This is a genomic window from Actinoplanes sp. G11-F43 (assembly GCF_050589265.1).
Taxonomy (GTDB): Bacteria; Actinomycetota; Actinomycetes; order Mycobacteriales; family Micromonosporaceae; genus Actinoplanes.
The window spans coordinates 186,811-204,049 of sequence record NZ_JBNZCE010000004.1 but is presented as its reverse complement, the minus strand read 5'-3'; the positions used below and the strand labels follow the sequence as shown (position 1 = coordinate 204,049).

General features: G+C 71.7%; 16 protein-coding genes and 2 pseudogenes. 2 read left to right on the top strand and 16 right to left on the bottom strand.

Features of this window, described 5'->3' with window-relative positions; translation table 11 throughout:
* Window positions 1-21 precede the first annotated feature (21 nt).
* From ACQ0O7_RS04800 to ACQ0O7_RS04790, 3 genes are all read right to left on the bottom strand, one after another.
* Window positions 22-1,128 (bottom strand): sugar ABC transporter substrate-binding protein, encoded by a 1,107-nt coding sequence (locus tag ACQ0O7_RS04800; protein WP_430780503.1) that lies wholly within the window; start codon window positions 1,126-1,128, stop codon window positions 22-24.
* Window positions 1,129-1,411: 283 nt separating this feature from the next.
* Window positions 1,412-1,894: a Cys-tRNA(Pro) deacylase gene (gene ybaK / locus ACQ0O7_RS04795; RefSeq protein ID WP_430780502.1), complete on the bottom strand. Its 483-nt coding sequence runs from the start codon at window positions 1,892-1,894 to the stop codon at window positions 1,412-1,414.
* Window positions 1,895-1,913: 19 nt separating this feature from the next.
* Window positions 1,914-3,092 carry a class I SAM-dependent methyltransferase gene (locus tag ACQ0O7_RS04790; RefSeq protein ID WP_430780501.1) on the bottom strand — a complete coding sequence of 393 codons (1,179 nt, stop codon included), beginning with the start codon at window positions 3,090-3,092 and terminating at the stop codon, window positions 1,914-1,916.
* Window positions 3,093-3,317: 225 nt separating this feature from the next.
* Here ACQ0O7_RS04790 and groES point away from each other — a divergent pair, with 225 nt between their 5' ends.
* Both groES and groL read left to right on the top strand, forming a co-directional pair.
* Complete coding sequence (gene groES, locus ACQ0O7_RS04785; protein ID WP_430780500.1) at window positions 3,318-3,632, top strand: co-chaperone GroES; 315 nt, start codon at window positions 3,318-3,320, stop codon at window positions 3,630-3,632.
* Window positions 3,633-3,703: 71 nt separating this feature from the next.
* Window positions 3,704-5,359 carry a chaperonin GroEL gene (gene groL, locus ACQ0O7_RS04780; protein ID WP_430780499.1) on the top strand — a complete coding sequence of 552 codons (1,656 nt, stop codon included), beginning with the start codon at window positions 3,704-3,706 and terminating at the stop codon, window positions 5,357-5,359.
* 44 nt (window positions 5,360-5,403) lie between these two features.
* Here groL and ACQ0O7_RS04775 read toward each other — a convergent pair whose 3' ends face one another.
* The 13 genes and pseudogenes from ACQ0O7_RS04775 to ACQ0O7_RS04715 form a co-directional block, all read right to left on the bottom strand.
* Window positions 5,404-7,197 carry an ABC transporter ATP-binding protein gene (locus tag ACQ0O7_RS04775; protein ID WP_430780498.1) on the bottom strand — a complete coding sequence of 598 codons (1,794 nt, stop codon included), beginning with the start codon at window positions 7,195-7,197 and terminating at the stop codon, window positions 5,404-5,406.
* Window positions 7,194-8,879, bottom strand: coding sequence for an ABC transporter ATP-binding protein (locus tag ACQ0O7_RS04770; protein ID WP_430780497.1), 1,686 nt, complete (start codon window positions 8,877-8,879; stop codon window positions 7,194-7,196). The genes ACQ0O7_RS04775 and ACQ0O7_RS04770 overlap by 4 nt, the downstream gene beginning before the upstream one ends.
* Before the next feature lie 42 nt (window positions 8,880-8,921).
* The gene (locus ACQ0O7_RS04765; protein WP_430780496.1) at window positions 8,922-9,176 is read right to left on the bottom strand and encodes a hypothetical protein; all 255 of its coding nucleotides are present in this window, start codon (window positions 9,174-9,176) and stop codon (window positions 8,922-8,924) included.
* 9 nt (window positions 9,177-9,185) lie between these two features.
* Window positions 9,186-10,238: a tRNA (adenosine(37)-N6)-threonylcarbamoyltransferase complex transferase subunit TsaD gene (gene tsaD / locus ACQ0O7_RS04760; RefSeq protein ID WP_430780495.1), complete on the bottom strand. Its 1,053-nt coding sequence runs from the start codon at window positions 10,236-10,238 to the stop codon at window positions 9,186-9,188.
* A pseudogene (locus ACQ0O7_RS04755) lies at window positions 10,231-10,518 on the bottom strand (GNAT family N-acetyltransferase); the annotation flags it as partial. The gene tsaD and the pseudogene ACQ0O7_RS04755, both read right to left, overlap by 8 nt.
* Before the next feature lie 168 nt (window positions 10,519-10,686).
* Window positions 10,687-10,896 (bottom strand): annotated as a pseudogene (locus ACQ0O7_RS04750) (hypothetical protein); the annotation flags it as partial.
* The gene (gene tsaB, locus ACQ0O7_RS04745; protein WP_430780494.1) at window positions 10,896-11,789 is read right to left on the bottom strand and encodes a tRNA (adenosine(37)-N6)-threonylcarbamoyltransferase complex dimerization subunit type 1 TsaB; all 894 of its coding nucleotides are present in this window, start codon (window positions 11,787-11,789) and stop codon (window positions 10,896-10,898) included. The gene tsaB and the pseudogene ACQ0O7_RS04750, both read right to left, overlap by 1 nt.
* Before the next feature lie 10 nt (window positions 11,790-11,799).
* Window positions 11,800-12,483, bottom strand: a complete 684-nt coding sequence (locus ACQ0O7_RS04740; protein ID WP_430780493.1) for a uracil-DNA glycosylase — start codon at window positions 12,481-12,483, stop codon at window positions 11,800-11,802.
* The gene (tsaE, locus tag ACQ0O7_RS04735; RefSeq protein ID WP_430780492.1) at window positions 12,480-12,929 is read right to left on the bottom strand and encodes a tRNA (adenosine(37)-N6)-threonylcarbamoyltransferase complex ATPase subunit type 1 TsaE; all 450 of its coding nucleotides are present in this window, start codon (window positions 12,927-12,929) and stop codon (window positions 12,480-12,482) included. The genes ACQ0O7_RS04740 and tsaE overlap by 4 nt, the downstream gene beginning before the upstream one ends.
* Window positions 12,926-13,993 (bottom strand): alpha/beta fold hydrolase, encoded by a 1,068-nt coding sequence (locus tag ACQ0O7_RS04730; protein ID WP_430780491.1) that lies wholly within the window; start codon window positions 13,991-13,993, stop codon window positions 12,926-12,928. The genes tsaE and ACQ0O7_RS04730 overlap by 4 nt, the downstream gene beginning before the upstream one ends.
* On the bottom strand, window positions 13,990-15,111 hold the full coding sequence (gene alr, locus ACQ0O7_RS04725; protein ID WP_430780490.1) for an alanine racemase: 1,122 nt from the start codon (window positions 15,109-15,111) through the stop codon (window positions 13,990-13,992). Before alr ends, ACQ0O7_RS04730 begins: the two co-directional genes overlap by 4 nt.
* Before the next feature lie 56 nt (window positions 15,112-15,167).
* Complete coding sequence (locus ACQ0O7_RS04720) at window positions 15,168-16,619, bottom strand: NAD(P)H-hydrate dehydratase (RefSeq protein WP_430780489.1); 1,452 nt, start codon at window positions 16,617-16,619, stop codon at window positions 15,168-15,170.
* A gap of 122 nt (window positions 16,620-16,741) precedes the next feature.
* Window positions 16,742-17,116: a holo-ACP synthase gene (locus ACQ0O7_RS04715; protein WP_430780487.1), complete on the bottom strand. Its 375-nt coding sequence runs from the start codon at window positions 17,114-17,116 to the stop codon at window positions 16,742-16,744.
* Window positions 17,117-17,239 lie beyond the last annotated feature (123 nt).

Sequence of the window (17,239 nt, the reverse complement as noted above, 5' to 3'; positions counted from 1 at the left end):
CCGGCGCTGGTCAGCCCGGGGTCAGCTGATCCCGGCCTTGGTGCAGGCGTCGGCGAAGTCCTTGGTGCAGAGCTCTTCCTTGGTGACGAAGCCGTCGGCGACGACGTCCTTCACGTTGGCGATGGTGATCGCCTGCGGAGCCAGCAGCACGGCCTTGACCTCGGCCTTGGTCTCGGTGTCGACGACCGTCTTGGTGGCGGTGGTCGGCGCCTGCTGCTTGGCGAGCGCGATGGCCAGCTCGGCGGCCGCGTCGGCCTCCTTCTTGATCGCCTTGTAGACGGTCATGCACTGGTCACCGGCGAGGATGTTCTGCAGTCCCTGAACGGTGGCGTCCTGGCCGGTGACCGGGACCTTGCCGTTCAGCTTGTTCTTCTTCAGCACCTGGATCGCCGCGTTGCCCAGGCCGTCGTTGGCGGCCAGCACACCCGCGATTTCCTTGTTCTGGGTCAGCTGCTGCTCGAAGATGGTGCCGCCCTGGGCGTTGTCCCAGTCCGGCACGTCCTGGTCCGGGCCCTTGACGTAGTCGCCGGACTCGAACTTCGGCTTGAGGACCGAGTCGTAGCCCTCCTTGAACAGGGTGGCGTTGTTGTCGGTCGGCGAGCCGTTGAGGTAGGAGACGACCGGCTTGGTCACCTTCTTCTCGGTGAGGCAGTCGACCAGGCCCTGACCCTGGAGCTTGCCGACCTCGGTGTTGTCGAACGACACGTAGTAGTTCGCGCCGCCGCCGAGGGTGAGACGGTCGTAGTCGATGGTCGCGATGCCCGCGGTCTTCGCCTTCTCCAGCACGGCCTTGCCGGTGCCGGAGTCGAGGTTGACGATGACCAGGACCTTGACGCCGCTCGCGATCATGCCGTCGGCGATGGTCGTGAAGCGGGTCTTGTCACCCTCGGCGTTCTGGATGTCGGCCTCGACACCGGCCGCCTCGAACGCCTCGGTCAGGTATTTGAAGTCCGCGGTCGCCCAGCGGGCCGAGCTCTTGGTGTCCGGCAGGATGACGCCGACCTTGCCGGCCGACGCTCCACCGGTCGCGCCGGAGCCCGGCTCGCTGGCTTCCTCGGTGCCGCACGCGGCCATGCTTCCGGTGGCCACGAGGCCAGCCGCGGCAAGGGCGAAAAGTCCCTTACGCATTCCTTATGTCCTTTCGGGGGGTCAATCCGGGGCCTTGGTGTTTCGGATTTGCCAGGGGCGAGACGCCTGGGAGTGTCACTCCCCTGTGGCCGATGGATCAGGAACCGGTTTGTTGTGCCCGGCAACGTATTCCCCTAGTGGCCTAGAACACAAGGCACCATGGAGATCAATCCCGAAACAAGGGATAACAATCCGGCAACACGCCCGAGTCGACGCTCAGTGATCACCACGGGTGGGAACGTGCCCACACAAGGTGATCAATGCCGTTGCTTTTGTCCCGATTTCAAGCCCGAATCGGCGCGACGATCGCATCGGTGAGCCGAATCAGATCGCCCGGAGCGAGGGCCACCTGAAGGCCCCGCCGGCCCGCCGAGACGTACATCAGGTCGAGCCCCTCAACTGTGTCGTCGATCACAGTCGGTAGCCGTTTTCGCTGGCCCAGCGGGCTGATCCCGCCCCGGACATAACCACTGCTGCGCTCGGCGGCGGCCCGGTCGGCCAATCCCGCCCGCTTGCCGCCGGCCGCCGCGGCCAGCGCCTTCAGGTCGAGATCGCCGGTCACCGGCACCACCCCGACCACCAGCCGGCCGTCCACCTCGGCGACGAGCGTCTTGAACACCCGCGCCGGAGCGACACCCAGCACCTCGGCGACCAGCGCGCCGTAGTTCGGAGCGTCGGGGGACACCTCGTACGGATGCAGGGTGTGCGCCACCCGCTCCGCGGTCAGCAGGACCGTGGCCGGGGTACCCGCCGCCTTCTTGGCCATGCGCTGAAGCTACCCCGGCTCAGGCTTTCGCCGTCAGCAGGGCGACCGGCGCGTTGTCCACCCTGGTCAGCACCAGTCCCGCGGCGTTCGGCCCGGACAGCTTGAGATCCTTGCGCAGCTGGTCCGGCACCAGGGCCGAGCCGCGCTTGCGGATCTCCAGCACCCCGATCCCGCGCTCGCGCAGCAGCGCCCGCAGCCTCTTCAACGAGAACGGCAGCACGTCGGTCACCGCCAGCCGCCGGGCGAACGGGGTGTCCACCGGCTCGTCGGTGTAGACGTAGGCGATCTCCGGATCGGCCAGGCGCCCACCCACCGTGTCGGCGAATTCGGCCACGAGGTGTGAGCGGACCACCGCCGGATCCGGGTCGTAGATCCATCCACCGACCGCGCCGACCGGAGCCGGATTTGTGCCCGAGCCCACCAAACCCCACTCGGAAGATCCACTGAGCAGGGTGGCGCGGCGCGGCTCGGCGGCCAGCGGCCCGCACCAGAACGCCGCCTCGACCAGGTCGCCGCCGACACTCACCCACTCCCCCTCGGCGCCCGGCGGCAGCAGCTCGTGACCGATCCCGGGGGCCAGCTTCAGCACCGTGTGCGGCACCCGGCCGGGCAGTCCGGCGATGAAATCCCACGGCGGTGAGTACGCCTTCGGGTCGAACACCCGGCCCCTGCCGGCGGTCCGGCGGGCCGGGTCGGCGAAGACCGCGTCGTACCGCTCCACCGGCACCGTGGTCGCGTCCGCGCACTCCACCGTGATCAGCTCGGACAGCCCGGCGGCGGCCGCGTTCGCCGCCGCCATCGCCGCGGTCAGCGGGTCGGCGTCCACCGCGTGCACGGTGATCCCGTGCCGGGCCGCGGCCAGCGCGTCCGAGCCCAGCCCGCAGCCCAGGTCGGCGAGGCTGCGCACGCCGGCGGCGGCCAGCCGGGCGGCCCGGCGGCCGGCCACCACGGACCGCGTCGCCTGCTCCAGCCCGGCCCGGGTGAGGAACATCCCGGCGGCGTCCGGGCCGAATTTCATCGCGGCGCGCTCCCGCAAACTAGCCTGGGTCATGGCGGCCGCGGAGAGTTCCGCGCCGAAGCCCCGGGCCCGCATGGCCGAGGCCGCGGCGAGTGGCTCACCGCCGGCCACCTCGGCCGCCACGGCCAGGGCTTTCGCCCCGTCAGGGGTCTGCAACAAACGCAACAACTCAGGGGTCACCCCGGCATTCTCCCTGGCGTGACAGGTTGGCACTCTGGTTGACGGAGTGCTAGTTCCGGCATAGTCTCCGGTTAGCACTCTCACCATGAGGGTGCCAACCGCCCGGGCTCGCCCGTGGCGGTTAGGCACCAGGCGGACCGGCACCCGCGACGACGGCCCCGCCCGGTGGCATGAGGCATTGACCGGCCTGGTTCACGGCCGGCGAAACCTGATACCCAGGAGGGTATGCCCGTGACTACCGCGACCAAGGTTGCGATCAAGCCGCTCGAGGACCGCATCGTGGTCCAGGCGAACGAGGCTGAGACCACGACCGCTTCCGGCATCGTGATCCCCGACACCGCCAAGGAGAAGCCCCAGGAGGGCACCGTCCTCGCCGTCGGCCCCGGCCGGATCGACGACAAGGGCAACCGCGTTCCGCTCGACGTGAGTGTCGGCGACGTCGTCCTCTACTCGAAGTACGGCGGCACCGAGGTCAAGTACGCCGGCGAGGAGTACCTGGTGCTCTCCGCCCGCGACGTCCTCGCGGTCATCGAGAAGTAAGACCAACTGATTGCGCCTGCGCCCTGTTCCGATAGCTCGGGGCAGGGCGCTGGTGCGTGAAGGGACCATTCATGGCGAAGATCCTCAGCTTCTCCGACAACGCCCGGCACCTTCTGGAGCACGGCGTCAACACCCTCGCCGACACGGTCAAGGTCACTCTCGGCCCGCGCGGTCGCAACGTCGTCCTGGACAAGAAGTTCGGCGCTCCCACGATCACCAACGACGGTGTCACCATCGCCAAGGAGATCGAGCTCACCGACCCGTACGAGAACCTCGGCGCCCAGCTGGTCAAGGAGGTGGCGACCAAGACCAACGACGTCGCCGGCGACGGGACCACCACGGCGACCGTGCTCGCGCAGGCGCTGGTCCGTGAGGGCCTGCGCAACGTGACCGCGGGCGCCAACCCGATCGGCCTCAAGCGGGGCATGGACCAGGCCTCCGAGGTCGTCTCGAAGGCGCTGCTGGCCAAGGCCGTCGAGGTGGCCGACCACAAGGCGATCGCCAACGTGGCCACCATCTCGGCGCAGGACGCCACCATCGGCGAGCTGATCGCCGAGGCGATGGACCGGGTCGGCCGCGACGGTGTGATCACCGTCGAGGAGGGTTCGGCGCTGTTCACCGAGCTCGACGTGACCGAGGGCCTGCAGTTCGACAAGGGCTTCATCTCGCCGAACTTCGTGACCGACGCCGAGTCGCAGGAGGCGGTGCTGGAGGACGCGCACATCCTCCTCACCACCCAGAAGATCTCCAGCATCGAGGAGCTGCTCCCGCTGCTGGAGAAGGTGCTGCAGACCAGCAAGCCGCTGCTGATCGTCGCGGAGGACGTCGAGGGCCAGGCCCTGTCCACCCTGGTGGTCAACGCGCTGCGCAAGACCATCAAGGTCGCCGCGGTGAAGGCGCCCGGTTTCGGGGACCGCCGCAAGGCGATCCTGCAGGACCTGGCGATCGCGACCGGCGGTGAGCTGATCGCGCCCGAGCTGGGTTACAAGCTCGACCAGGTCGGCCTCGAGTCGCTGGGCAGCGCCCGGCGGGTCGTCGTCGACAAGGAGAACACCACCATCGTCGACGGTGGCGGCAACTCCTCCGACGTCGCCGACCGGGTCGCGCAGATCCGCAAGGAGATCGAGGCGTCCGACTCCGACTGGGACCGCGAGAAGCTTCAGGAGCGGCTGGCCAAGCTCTCCGGCGGCATCGCGGTGATCAAGGTCGGCGCGGCCACCGAGGTCGAGATGAAGGAGCGCAAGCACCGCATCGAGGACGCCATCGCGGCGACCAAGGCCGCGGTCCAGGAGGGCACCGTCCCGGGTGGCGGCGCCGCGCTCGCGCAGGTCGCCAAGGAGCTCGAGGGCAACCTCGGTCTCACCGGCGAGGAGGCGCTCGGCGTCGGCATCGTCCGCAAGGCGCTCGTCGAGCCGCTGCGCTGGATCGCGCAGAACGCCGGCCACGACGGCTACGTCGTGGTGGGCAAGGTCAACGAGCTGGGCTGGGGCCACGGCCTGAACGCCGCCACCGACGAATACGTCGACCTGGCCGCGGCCGGCATCATCGACCCGGTGAAGGTGACCCGCAACGCGGTCTCCAACGCCGTCTCGATCGCCGGGCTCCTGCTGACCACCGAGAGCCTCGTGGTGGAGAAGCCGGCCGAGCCGGCTCCGGCCGCCGCCGGTGGGCACGGGCACAGCCACGGTGGCCACGGCCACGGTCACCAGCACGGCCCCGGCTTCTGATCCACGTCTGAGCTACGGCTAGCCGTGGCTCAGACGTCGAAGCCTCACGAGAAGGCGCGCCCCTGCGGCGCGCCTTCTTCCGTCTCCCGGCCCGGCACCGGATCGCCCTGCCAGGACTTCCACAACGCGGCGTAGGCACCACCCGCCGCCACCAGCTCGTCGTGCCGGCCGATCTCGACGATCCGGCCGTTCTCCACCACCGCCACCCGGTCCGCGTCGTGCGCGGAGAACAGCCGGTGCGCGATCGCCACCACGGTCCGCCCCCGGACCACCGCCGCCAGCGACCGCTCCAGATCCCGGGCCGCCCGCGGGTCCAGCATCGCGGTCGCCTCGTCCAGCACCAGGGTGTGCGGGTCGGCGATCACCAGCCGGGCCAGCGCCACCTGCTGCGCCTGCGCCGGGGACAGCTGGTACCCGCCCGCCCCGACCACCGTGTCCAGGCCGTCCGGCAGTTCGTCGGCCCAGCTCAGGGCGCGCACCGCGATCAGCGCGGCCCGGATCTCCCGCTCCGCCGCGGACGGCCGGACCAGGGCCACGTTGTCCCGGAGCGTGCCGATGAAGACGTGGTGTTCCTGGGTGACCAGCGCGACCTCGGCCCGCAACCGGTCCGGTGGCAGCGCGGCCAGCGGCACCCCGCCCACCGTGATCCGGCCCGCGGTGGGCTGGTGCACCCCGGCCAGCAGCCGGCCGAGGGTGGACTTGCCGGCCCCGGAGACCCCGACGACGGCGAGCCGTTCCCCCGGCGCCAGGGTGAGATCGACGCCGTGCAGCACCTCCCGGCCCGGCTCGTAGGCGAACCGCACCCCACGCATCTCGATCCGGTCGCCCACCGGCTCGGGCGACCCGCCGGCGGCCGGTGCCGGATCCGCGGCCACCCCGAGCAGCCGGGCCAGGGCGGCGGCGCCCACCTCCAGCTCGTCCAGCCAGCCGACCAGCCGGTCCAGCGGGTCGACCAGCTGCTGAACGTAGATCACCGCCGCGGTCAGGGCGGCCAGCGAGACCCGCCCGTGCAGATACAGCCAGCCGCCGGTGAGCAGGGTGAGGACCATCGGCAGCACGTAACCGAATTCGATCAGGGGCCACCACACCGTACGCAATCGCAGGGTGTATCTCTCCGCCCGCCACGACCGGCGCAGATCGACGTCGGTGCGCCGGATCCGCTGCCGCTGCCGGCCGAGCGCCTCGACCGTGCGGGCGCTCTGCACCGTCTCGGTCAGCCCCTCGGTCACCTCCGACCAGGCCGCGTTCTGCCGCAGATATCCGGCCGGGGCCCGCCGCAGGTACCAGCGGGTGCCGGCCACCAGGATCGGCACCCCGATCAGCAGCGGCACCGCGAACACCGGGTCGACCAGCAGCAGCGCGCCCACCACCAGGACCAGGGTGATCAGCGCGATCAGCGTCTCCGGCACCGCGAACCGGACACACTGCGACAGCGCGTCGACGTCCCGGGTGGCCCGGGTCAGCAGATCACCGCTCCCGGCCGCCTCCACCCTGGACAGTGGCAGCGCCAGCACCCGGGACACGAACTCCTCCCGCAGCCGGGCCAGCAGCCGCTCCCCCAGCCGGGCCGAGGCCAGGTGCGCGAACCGGATCAGCACCGCCTGCGTCACCACGAAGCCGGCGACCGCCAGCGCGATCCGGTCCAGTTCGGACATCGGCGCCCCGTCCCGGATGCCCTGCACCAGCTCGCCGAGCAGCCGCGGCCCGGCCAGCCCGGCCAGTGCGGCGGCCACGTGCAGGCACACCGTCGCGCGGAACATCCCCGGATGCCGGCGGATCAGCTCACCGGCGTAGCGGCGGGCCTGCGCCGCGGTGGCCACCGGGAGCAACCGGCTCACGGCTGCTCCGCCCTGGTCACCAGCCGGGCGTACCGGGGCACCGCGGCCAGCAGCGCCTCGTGCCGTCCGGCCGCCACCACCCGGCCGTGCTCGACGAAACACACCAGGTCGGCTCGGGCCAGCAGCAGCGGGCTGGACGTGCAGACCACTGTGGTCCGGCCGCGCCGGGCCACCGGCAGCCGGTCGGCGATCCGGGATTCGGTCCAGGCGTCCACCGCGTTCGTCGGCTCCACCAGGATCAGCGTGTCCGGGTCCGCGATCAGCGCCCGGGCCAGGCGCAACCGCTGCTGCTGGCCGCCGGAGAACTCCCGCCCCCGCTCGGCCACCACGGTGTCCACGCCGTCCGGCAGATCACCGACGATGCCGGTCGCGTCGGCGGTGGCAAGAGCTTCGATCAAGGTCCCGCGCCGGTACGGGTCCAGATCGGATCGCAGCCGTCCGGAGAACAGACGGGAGTCGTTGTCCGACACCAGGATCCGTCTCCGCACGTCGGCGCGGGCGGACGCGGCCAGCGGGATCCCGCCGAGGGTGGCGCCGTCGGCGTAGCGGCCCAGCCGGTCAGCGATCCGGGCGGCGTCGGCGGGAACGGTGGCGGCGATCGCGGTCAGACGGCCGGGAGTCACCCGTACCCCCGAATCGGGGTCCTCCAGATCGCCCACCGGGAGGTCGACGGCGACCGCGGGATCCGCGAGGTCACCGCGTTCGCGCAGCATCCGCACCACCCGCCGGGCCGAGACGTGCCCACGGGTCACCTTGTCGATCGCCTCGGTGAGCTGCCGCAACGGCGCCACCAGGAACGCCGCGTACGCGTAGAACGCGACCAGCTGCCCCACCGTGATCCGCCCGTCCGCGGCGAACCGCGCGCCCAGCCAGGTCAGCAGGATCAGGAACACCCCGGGCAGCAGCACCTGCGCGGTCTCCAGCAGCGACTCGATCCGCGCGGTGCGCACCCCGGCCTCGCCGAGCGCCCGGGACTCGGCGCGGTACCGGGCCGACACGGTGTCCTCGCCGCCCACCCCGCGCAGCACCCGCAGGCCGCCGACCAGATCCGCGGCCCGGCCGGTCAGACGGCCCTGCAGCTCCCGGTACTCGCGCCGGCGGTGATGCAGCGGTGGGATCAGAACCCCGACGATCACCATCATCAGCGGTACGCCGACCAGCACCACCAGCCCCAGCGGCACCGACGTGTGCAGCAGCAGGACGGTCACGGTGAGCACGGCCAGCAGCGCGCCGGTGCCCCGCGAGGTGATGTCGATCGCCGAGCCGATGTGCGAGATGTCCGAGGTGCCGATCGCGACCACCTCGCCGGTGTCCATCCGGCGGGGCAGCGCGGCTCCGAGCCGGTTCGCCTGCCGGACCACCACCTGCACCGTCCGGAACGCCGACGCCAGCCAGTTCGTCACCGCGAACCGATGCCGGACGATGCCGGTCAGCGCCTGCGTCACACCGACCCCGAACAGCAGCAGCGACCACCCGGTCAGCGCCCGGCCGTCCCGGTCCACCGCGGCGTCGATCGCCCGGCCGACCACCGTCGGCACCAGGGCCTGACACCACATCCAGACGATCGCCAGCAGCGCACCGGCGGCGACCGTCAGGCGGGACCGCCGGACCAGCCAGAGCAGATATCGGGTGGCGTTCCGGGCGTCGGGCGGACCAGGGTCGGTTACCGGGAGTCTTCGCATCAGGCCCCGACGGTAAGACCGGGGTGCGCGGACTGCGAGTGATCAGCGATCGACGGGGTGGAAATCCCAGACGTGCGGAGCGCGTGCCACCAGGTTCTCCGGTGGGGTGCGCATGCTCTCCGGGGAGTTGCGCCATTTGGTGATGACGACGATGCGTTGATCGGTGGACGAATAGACGTCACTCGACACATGTTGTGGCAGTACCTCCAAGGCAGGCACCGCCGTGTCACAGACCCAGGCCAGCAGCTCGTCGAAGCCGCTGCGCGAGGCCCGTACCTCCCACATCCGCGCGATCATGAACGCTTCCTACCCCGGCACACTCACCGTGGTCAAACCCATCGCGGAATCCGCCGGCAGATCGAGACGGCTCGGCGCCACCCCGGCGGCCACCAGATGCGAGCCGAGCGCGGCCACCATCGCGCCGTTGTCGGTACACAACTGCGGGCGGGGTACGCGCACCCGGATCCCGTGCTTCGCCGCCCGCTCCTCGGCCAGCACCCGCAGCCGCGAGTTCGCCGCCACGCCACCACCGATCACCAGGGTCTCCACCCCGTGCGTCCGGCACGCGTCGATCGCCTTCGCGGTCAGCACGTCACAGACCGCCTCCTGGAAACTCGCCGACACGTCGGCCACCGGCACCGGCTCACCGGCCCGCTCGCGCGCCTCCACCCAGCGCGCCACCGCCGTCTTCAACCCGGAGAAGGAGAAGTCGAACCGGTGCGCGGCCTGGTCCTTCGGCGCCGTCAGCCCCCGCGGGAAGGTGATCGCCACCGGGTCGCCGGCACGCGCCGACCGGTCGATGATCGGCCCACCCGGAAACCCCAGCCCCAGCAGCCGCGCCACCTTGTCGAACGCCTCACCGGCCGCGTCGTCGATGGTCGCGCCCAGCGGGGTCACCCCCGCCGTCAGATCGTCCACCAGCAGCAGCGACGAGTGCCCGCCGGACACCAGCATCGCGATCGCCGGCTCCGGCAGCGGACCGTGCTCCAGAGTGTCCACCGCCACGTGCGCGGCCAGATGGTTCACCCCGTAGACCGGCTTCTCGGCGGCCAGCGCGTAACCCTTCGCCGCCGCCACCCCGACCAGCAGCGCACCGGCCAGGCCGGGACCGCTCGTCACCGCGATCGCGTCCACGTCGGCGAGCGTCACCCCCGCGTCGTCCAGGGCCCGCTGCATCGTCGGGACCAGTGCCTCCAGGTGGGCGCGGCTGGCCACCTCGGGCACCACCCCGCCGAACCGGGCATGCTGGTCCACACTGGAGGCCAGCGCGTCGGCGAGCAGGGTGTGGCCGCGAACGATGCCGACACCGGTCTCGTCGCAGGAGGTCTCGATCCCGAGGACCAGGGGTTCGTCACGCATCGCGCATCATCACCAGGGCGTCCGTGTTGCTCGGTTGGTAGTAGCCGCGCCGGATCCCGACCGGCTCGAATCCGTACATGGCATAGAGTTTCTGCGCCGGCGCGTTGTCGACGGCGACCTCCAGCAGAGTCTTGCGGCTGCCCCGCCGGGCGGCCTCGGCGAGCAGAGCCTCCAGAAGCCGCCGCCCGAGCCCGAGCCGCTGCGCGTCCCGCCGAACCGCGATGTTCTGCACCCACGACTCGTGCTCGTCCACCACGGACAGCCCGGCATACCCGAACACCCTGCCGCCCGCGCCGGTCCCGCCCACGTCGTTCCCACCCGCGCCAGTCCCACCCGCGCCAGCCCCGCCCACGCCAGCCCCGCCCACGCCAGCCCCGGCCGCCCCGGCCGCCCCAGCCCCGCCCACGCCAGTCCCACCCACGCCAGTCCCACTGGCGCTTTTTCCACCGAGGGCGACCAGGTAGAACTGGCCGGTGGCGAGCTCGTTCCAGAACATCGCGGGCGACCACTTCTCCGGGCCGAAGAGGTCCTCCTCGATCGGCAGGACCTCATCGATGTGCCACCAGCGGAAGCGCTCGATGACGTACTCACCAATCGGATTTTGACCCTCTTGCCCGGATTTATCGGCATTCCCGGGGACTTCGGCTGACGCTTCCATCAGGTCAGCACCGGCTTGCGCGCGCTCGGCTCGACCGCGTCCGGCCGCCGCAGATAGAGCGGTGTGAGAATCTCGCTCGGCGCACCTGTCCGGATCCGATCAGCCGCGATGGCGACCAGCGCGGCGCCCGGCGGATAGAGCAGGTGCTCCTCCACCGGGACACCGAACACGTCACCGTACTTCAACGCCCCTTCACCGGCGGCCCGTTCGACCAGCCCGGCCAATGAGGTCCCGGCACCCGCCGACCCCGCCGCCCGGGATGCTCCCGTACCCGCTGCTTTCCCCGCCCGGGATGCTCCAGTACCCGCTGCTCCCGCCGCCCCGGATGCTCCCGCGCCCTCTGCGCCCGCCGCCCCGGATGCTCCCGCGCCCTCTGCGCCCGCCGCCAGCATCTCCTCCGCCGAGACGAGTAGGCCCGCCGGGAGAGCCGAGCCCACCGCGCCCGCGACCAGCGCCGCCACGTCGGCCGGTTTCGCCACCTCGGGGCCCGTCACACGTACACCATCGGTGTAGGTCGCGAAATAGACCTCGCGCCGGCGGGCGTCGGTGGCGATCAGCACCCGCCCCGGACCCGCGGCACGGCCGAGGGCGTCGAGCGAACAGACCCCGTACGTCGGAATCGCCAGAGCCTGTCCCATGCTCGCCGCGGTGGCCAGCCCGACCCGCAGGCCGGTGAACGGCCCCGGACCGACGCCGGCGACGATCGCCGCCAGGTCGCGGGGCCGGAACCCGGCGTCGGCGAGGACCGCGGCGATCTCGGGGGCGAGCCGCTCCCCGTGCGCGCGCGGGTCGACAGTCCGCCGTTCCACCACGCCGGCCAGGCCGTCCGCGGTGACCTCGACGAGCGCCGCGGTCGACGCGGGGGTTGCGGTGTCCAGAGCGAGTACCAGCACAGCGAAAACCCTAGACGGTGGCCGTCAGGTCCCAGTCGATGACCGGGCGCCCACCGTCCGCGAGCGCCTTGTTGGCGGCGCTGAACGGGCGGCTGCCGAGGAACCCGACCCGGTTCAGCGGGCTCGGGTGCCCGGCCTCCAGAACGGCGTGCACCGGGTTGGTGACCAGCACCGTCTTCTTCTTCGCGTAGCTGCCCCAGAGCAGGAAGACGACCCGCTCGTTCCGCGCGTTCAGCGCTTTGATGGTGGCGTCGGTGAACGCCTCCCACCCCTTGTTGCCGTGCGAGCCGGCCTTGCCCGCGCGGACCGTCAGCACCGAGTTGAGCAGCAGCACCCCCTGCTTCGCCCAGCCGGTCAGGTCGCTGCCCTTCGGCTTGGGGATGTTGAGGTCCTCGTTGAGCTCCTTGAAGATGTTGCTCAGGGACGGCGGGCGGCGCACCCCGTCCTGGGCGCTGAAGCTGAGACCGTGTGCCTGGCCAGGGCCGTGGTATGGGTCTTGACCGAGAATGAGCACCCGGGTCTCGGCCGGCGAGCACAGCCGGTACGCCGCGAACAGGTCCTCCACCGGTGGGTAGATCGTCTGCGTCGCGTATTCCTCGGCCACCCAGGCGCCCAGGTCGGCGGTGGCCTTCTCGTCGAGGAACGGGGTGAGCTCGTCACGCCACTCCGGGGGAAGCAGCTCGGTCAGGTTCACATGCTCTCCAGTCGGTGTGCCCAGTCGCCGCCGTGCGGCACCAGTTCGATGACTCGGGTGTCGTCGTCCCGCCGGTCCAGGCGGACCAGCAGGTATTCGTCGTTGAGCTGTTCCACGAGCCCGGCGCCCCACTCGACGACGGTGACCGCGTCCTCGGCGGAGGCGTCCAGGTCGAGGTCGTCGATCTCGGCGCGCGGATCGGGGCGCTCGCCCAGCCGGTACGCGTCGGCGTGCACCAACGGCAGCGGACCCCGGTGCACCCGGGCGATCACGAACGTCGGCGAGGTGATCGGCCCCTGCACGCCCAGGCCGGCGCCGATGCCCTGGGTCAGGGCGGTCTTGCCGGCCCCCAGCGGCCCGGTGAGCAGGACCAGGTCGCCGGCCCGCAGCACGCCGGCGAGCCGCCGCCCGAACTCGCGGGTCTCCTCGACCGTCTCCAGTTTCACGTCAGTTTCTCCAGGAAGGGGATCAGTGCTGCGTTGACCTGATCGGCTTTCTCCAGCATCACCACGTGGCCGCTGTTCTCGATCTTGAGAAGCTCGGCCTCGGGCAGGTGCTCGATGATCTCCTCGGAGTGCGAGGCCGGGGTCAGATAGTCCCGGTCACCGACCACCACCAGCACCGGGACACCGGCCAGCACGTCGAGCGCCGGAACCCGGTTGTGGGTGTAGAGCGTCTGCAGATATTTGGTCAGCGTCTCCGCCGAGGTCTTCGAGTTCATGCTCTCCACGAAGGTGACCAGCGTGGGGCTGGGCTTCGGCTCACCGAATCCGTACCGCCGGGTGAGCAGCCAGGCCAGGTCGGTGGAGACCACCCGGGCCCGGTCGATGGTGCCCCCGCCGAGCTGGGCCGCCTTGTCCCAGAGCGGGAAGAACGGCGAACTCACCCGGGCCACCAGGTTGGTGATGCCCAGCTTGGCCTTGTCGAACAGGCCGGCCGAGGTGGAGATCAGCACCACCCCGGTGACCCGGTTGCCGAACCAGGCCGGGAACTGCTCGGCGAACGCCATGATCGTCATGCCGCCCATCGAGTGGCCGACGAGGATTATCCGGCCGCCGGGCACCGTCTCCTCCAGCACCGCGGCCAGCGACCGGCCCAGAGCGGCCAGATCGTACGTCCCCGATTTCAGCCTGCTCGACTTCCCATGACCGGGCTGGTCGTAGAAGACCATCCGGTGCGTGCCCCGCTCGGCCAGCTCCTTGCGCTGGAAGTAGAAGGTGCCCATGTCCAGGGCGAACCCGTGCACGAAGACGATCGTCGGCTCGCCGCTCGCACCCTCCGGCTCGATGATCTCCACGTGCAGATCGGTGCCGTCGGCGGCGGTGACCGTCAGCTCACGGTCGAACGGCTGGTCGCCGAACGGCTCGTCGGCGTGCGCGTCCCCCGGCGCGTTCACCGAACGGCGCACCAGCGCCCGCTCGACGGCGAACGCGGTGGCCAGACCGGCCGCGGCCACACCGACCGCGGCCCCGAATATGCCGGCGCCCTTGGCGACCCTCGACCGGTTCACCGGGCGACCTCCCCGTCGTAGTGCCGTGGCACGCGACTGCTGCCGAACCGGGTGACGATCTCGTAGTTGATCGTGCCGGTCGCCGCCGCCCAGTCGTCAGCCGTCGGCTCACCACTCGTGCCGGGACCGAAAAGGATCGCGACATCCCCGGCCGTCACCGGCTCGTCACCCACATCCACCACCACCTGGTCCATGCAGACCCGCCCGGCGATCCGCGCGGTCGTGCCCCCCACCCGGACCGGGCCGGTGCTCGACGCGTGCCGCGGCACGCCGTCGCCGTATCCCAGCGGCACCACGGCCAGCGTCGTCTCCCGCGGCGTGGTGTAGGTGAGCCCGTAGGAGACGCCCTGGCCGGCCGGGACCCGCTTGGTCAGCATCACCCGGGCCCGGGCGGTCATCGCCGGCCGCAGCCCATAGGTCTCCCCCGCGATCGGCGACAGCCCATAGGCCGCGATGCCGACCCGGACCAGGTCGAAATGCGCGTCCGGTCGGGTCAGGGTGGCCGCCGAGTTGGCGATGTGCCGATAGCGCGGGGTGATGCCGAACCCGGCGGCGACGGCCAGGGCCTCGTGGAAGGCGGCCAGCTGACGGTCCACCGACTCGTGACCGGGATCGTCGGCGCACGCGAAGTGGCTCCACACCCCGACCACCTCGACATCCCCGCCGGCCTGCGCCTTGGCGGCCGCCTCCAGCAGGATCGGCCAGTCGTCGGCGACCGCGCCACCCCGGGACAGCCCCGTGTCGATCTTGAGGTGCACCCGGGCCGGGCAGCCCGCCCGCCGGGCCGCCTCGACCAGCTCGTCGACCAGCTCCGGAGTGGCCGCGCCCAGATCGACGCCGGCCGCGACCCCCTCGTGCAACGGCAGGCCGGGCGCCAGCAGCCAGGCCAGGACCGGCGCCTCGACACCCGCCCGGCGCAGCGCCAGCGCCTCGTCCAGCGCCGCGACACCGAGCCAGGTCGCGCCACCGGCGAGCGCGGCCCGGGCCGACGGCACCAGGCCGTGCCCGTAACCGTCCGCCTTCACCGCCACCAGCACCTCGGCCGAGGTGCGGGCGCGCAGCGTCGCGACGTTGTCCCTGATCGCGTCCAGATCGACGCGGACTTCGGCCTGCCACATGCCTCCACCCTACTGAGGCGTATGACAATTTCTGACGGTCAGGCCGCTCCGCCCGGTCAACCCAGGAGATCCGCCACCACCGGGCGCAACGCCGCCGCCACGTCCGGCGCCGTCACCGGACCGTCCCCGGCCGCCCACCGCCCGGCCAGGCCGTGCACGTAGGCGGCGGTCACCGCGGCCCGCGCCGCCGGCATCCCGGCCGCGAGCAACGACCCCAGCAGCCCGGCCAGCACATCCCCGGAACCGGCGGTGGCCAGCGCCGGGCTGCCGGTCGGATTGGCCCAGATCTCCCCCGACGGGGTGGCCACGATCGTCCGGTCGCCCTTGAGCAGCACCACCGCGTTGGTCCAGGCGGCCAGGCGGGCCGCCGCCCCGGCCCGGTCCGCGCCGGGCATCTCCCCGGCCAGCCGCTTGAACTCGCCGTCGTGCGGAGTGAGCACCAGCGGGGCGTCCCGGCGCAGATCCTCGGCGTGCTCCCCGCCGACCAGCAGGGTGATCGCGTCCGCGTCCAGCAGCACCGGCACCGCGGTGGCCAGCACACTGCGCAACTCGGTGCGAGCTTCGTCACCGGTGCCCAGGCCCGAGCCGCACACCCACGCCTGCACCCGGCCGGCCGCCGCCACCCGGTCGGCCACCACCACCGACGGGTGCGCCCGGACCACCTCGCGGTGGGCGCTGCCCGCATACCGCACCATGCCGGACGGGCCGGCCAGCGCGCCCGCCGCGGACAGCAGGGCGGCACCCGGATAGAACGCCGAACCGGTGGCCAGCCCGACCACGCCACGGGTGTACTTGTCCGAGGTCGCACCCGGCCGCGGCCACCACCCGGCGATGTCCCCGGCCTCCGCCACCCGGACCGCCGGATCGGTCACCAGAACCGGGCCGAGACCGATGTCGATCAGATCCACCAGGCCGCAGCGGGTCGCCGCCGGGCCGATCAGGTGTGCCGGCTTGAGACAGCCGAACGTCACTGTCACATCGGCGGTCACCGCATCACCCGGTACGTCGCCGGTGTCCACGGTCACACCACTCGGGACATCGACGGCGACGATCGGCGGGCGCTCACCCGTTCGCCCGCGAAGATCCTTGAGACGGGCCACCACGGACGCCGCCGCCGGCCGCAGCCCGCCGCTCGCCCCGATCCCCACGATGCCGTCCAGCACCAGGTCGGAACGGGACGGCAGATCACGGGTGGTGAACCCACCGGCCCGGCGCAGCGCGGCGAGACCGGCCAGATGCACCCGCTCCGGAGTCAGCAGCAGGGCGCGGACCTGGGCGCCGCGGCTCGCCAGCGCGGCACCGGCGAACAGCGTGTCGCCGCCGTTGTCACCACTGCCGACCAGCAGCAGGACGCGGGCGCCGTAGACGCCGCCGGACTCCTGCAGCAGCAGGGCGCAGCGCCGGGCCAGGCCGGCCGCCGCCCGCTGCATCAGGGTGCCGTCCGGGAGGGTCGCCATCAGGCTCTTCTCCGCCGAACGCACGTCACTGACCCGCCACGCCTGCCGCATGTTCTCTCCGTCCGTCCTGCCCCGTCCGTCTTCCGGCGCGGGTCGCCATCCGCTTGCGGACCGGCTTCCGCTTCAGGATGTTTTCTGCTCATGGGCCGGCTTCGCTCATGGGCCGGCTTCGCTTACGGGCCGGCTTCGGCTACGACCATCGCTGAGGCGATACCGCCGTCGTGAGACAGCGACAGGTGCCATCGGGCGATGCCTCGCGCGGTGGCCGCGGCGGCGACCGTACCGGAGACCGTCAACCACGGCCGCCCGTCCGGATCGGTGACGATCTCGCAGTCGTGCCACCGCAGCCCGGCGGGCGCGCCGAGTGCCTTGGCGACCGCCTCCTTGGCCGCGAACCGGGCCGCCAGCGACTCGGGCGACCGCGGATTCCCCGACCCGGTCAGCCGCTCGGCCTCGGTGAACAGCCGGTCCGCGAGCAGCGGGGTGCGCTCCAGGGCCCGGCCGAAGCGCTCCACCAGGACGACATCCATGCCGACAGACACGATCACAACGGTCACCCTATCGGTGCACCAGGTCACCACCCCCAACCCATTCGCCGGTACGTCTACCGATCTACCAGCCGTTCCAGCCCTCGGACAAGCCCTGTGGACAGGCTGTCCACAGGCCCTCCC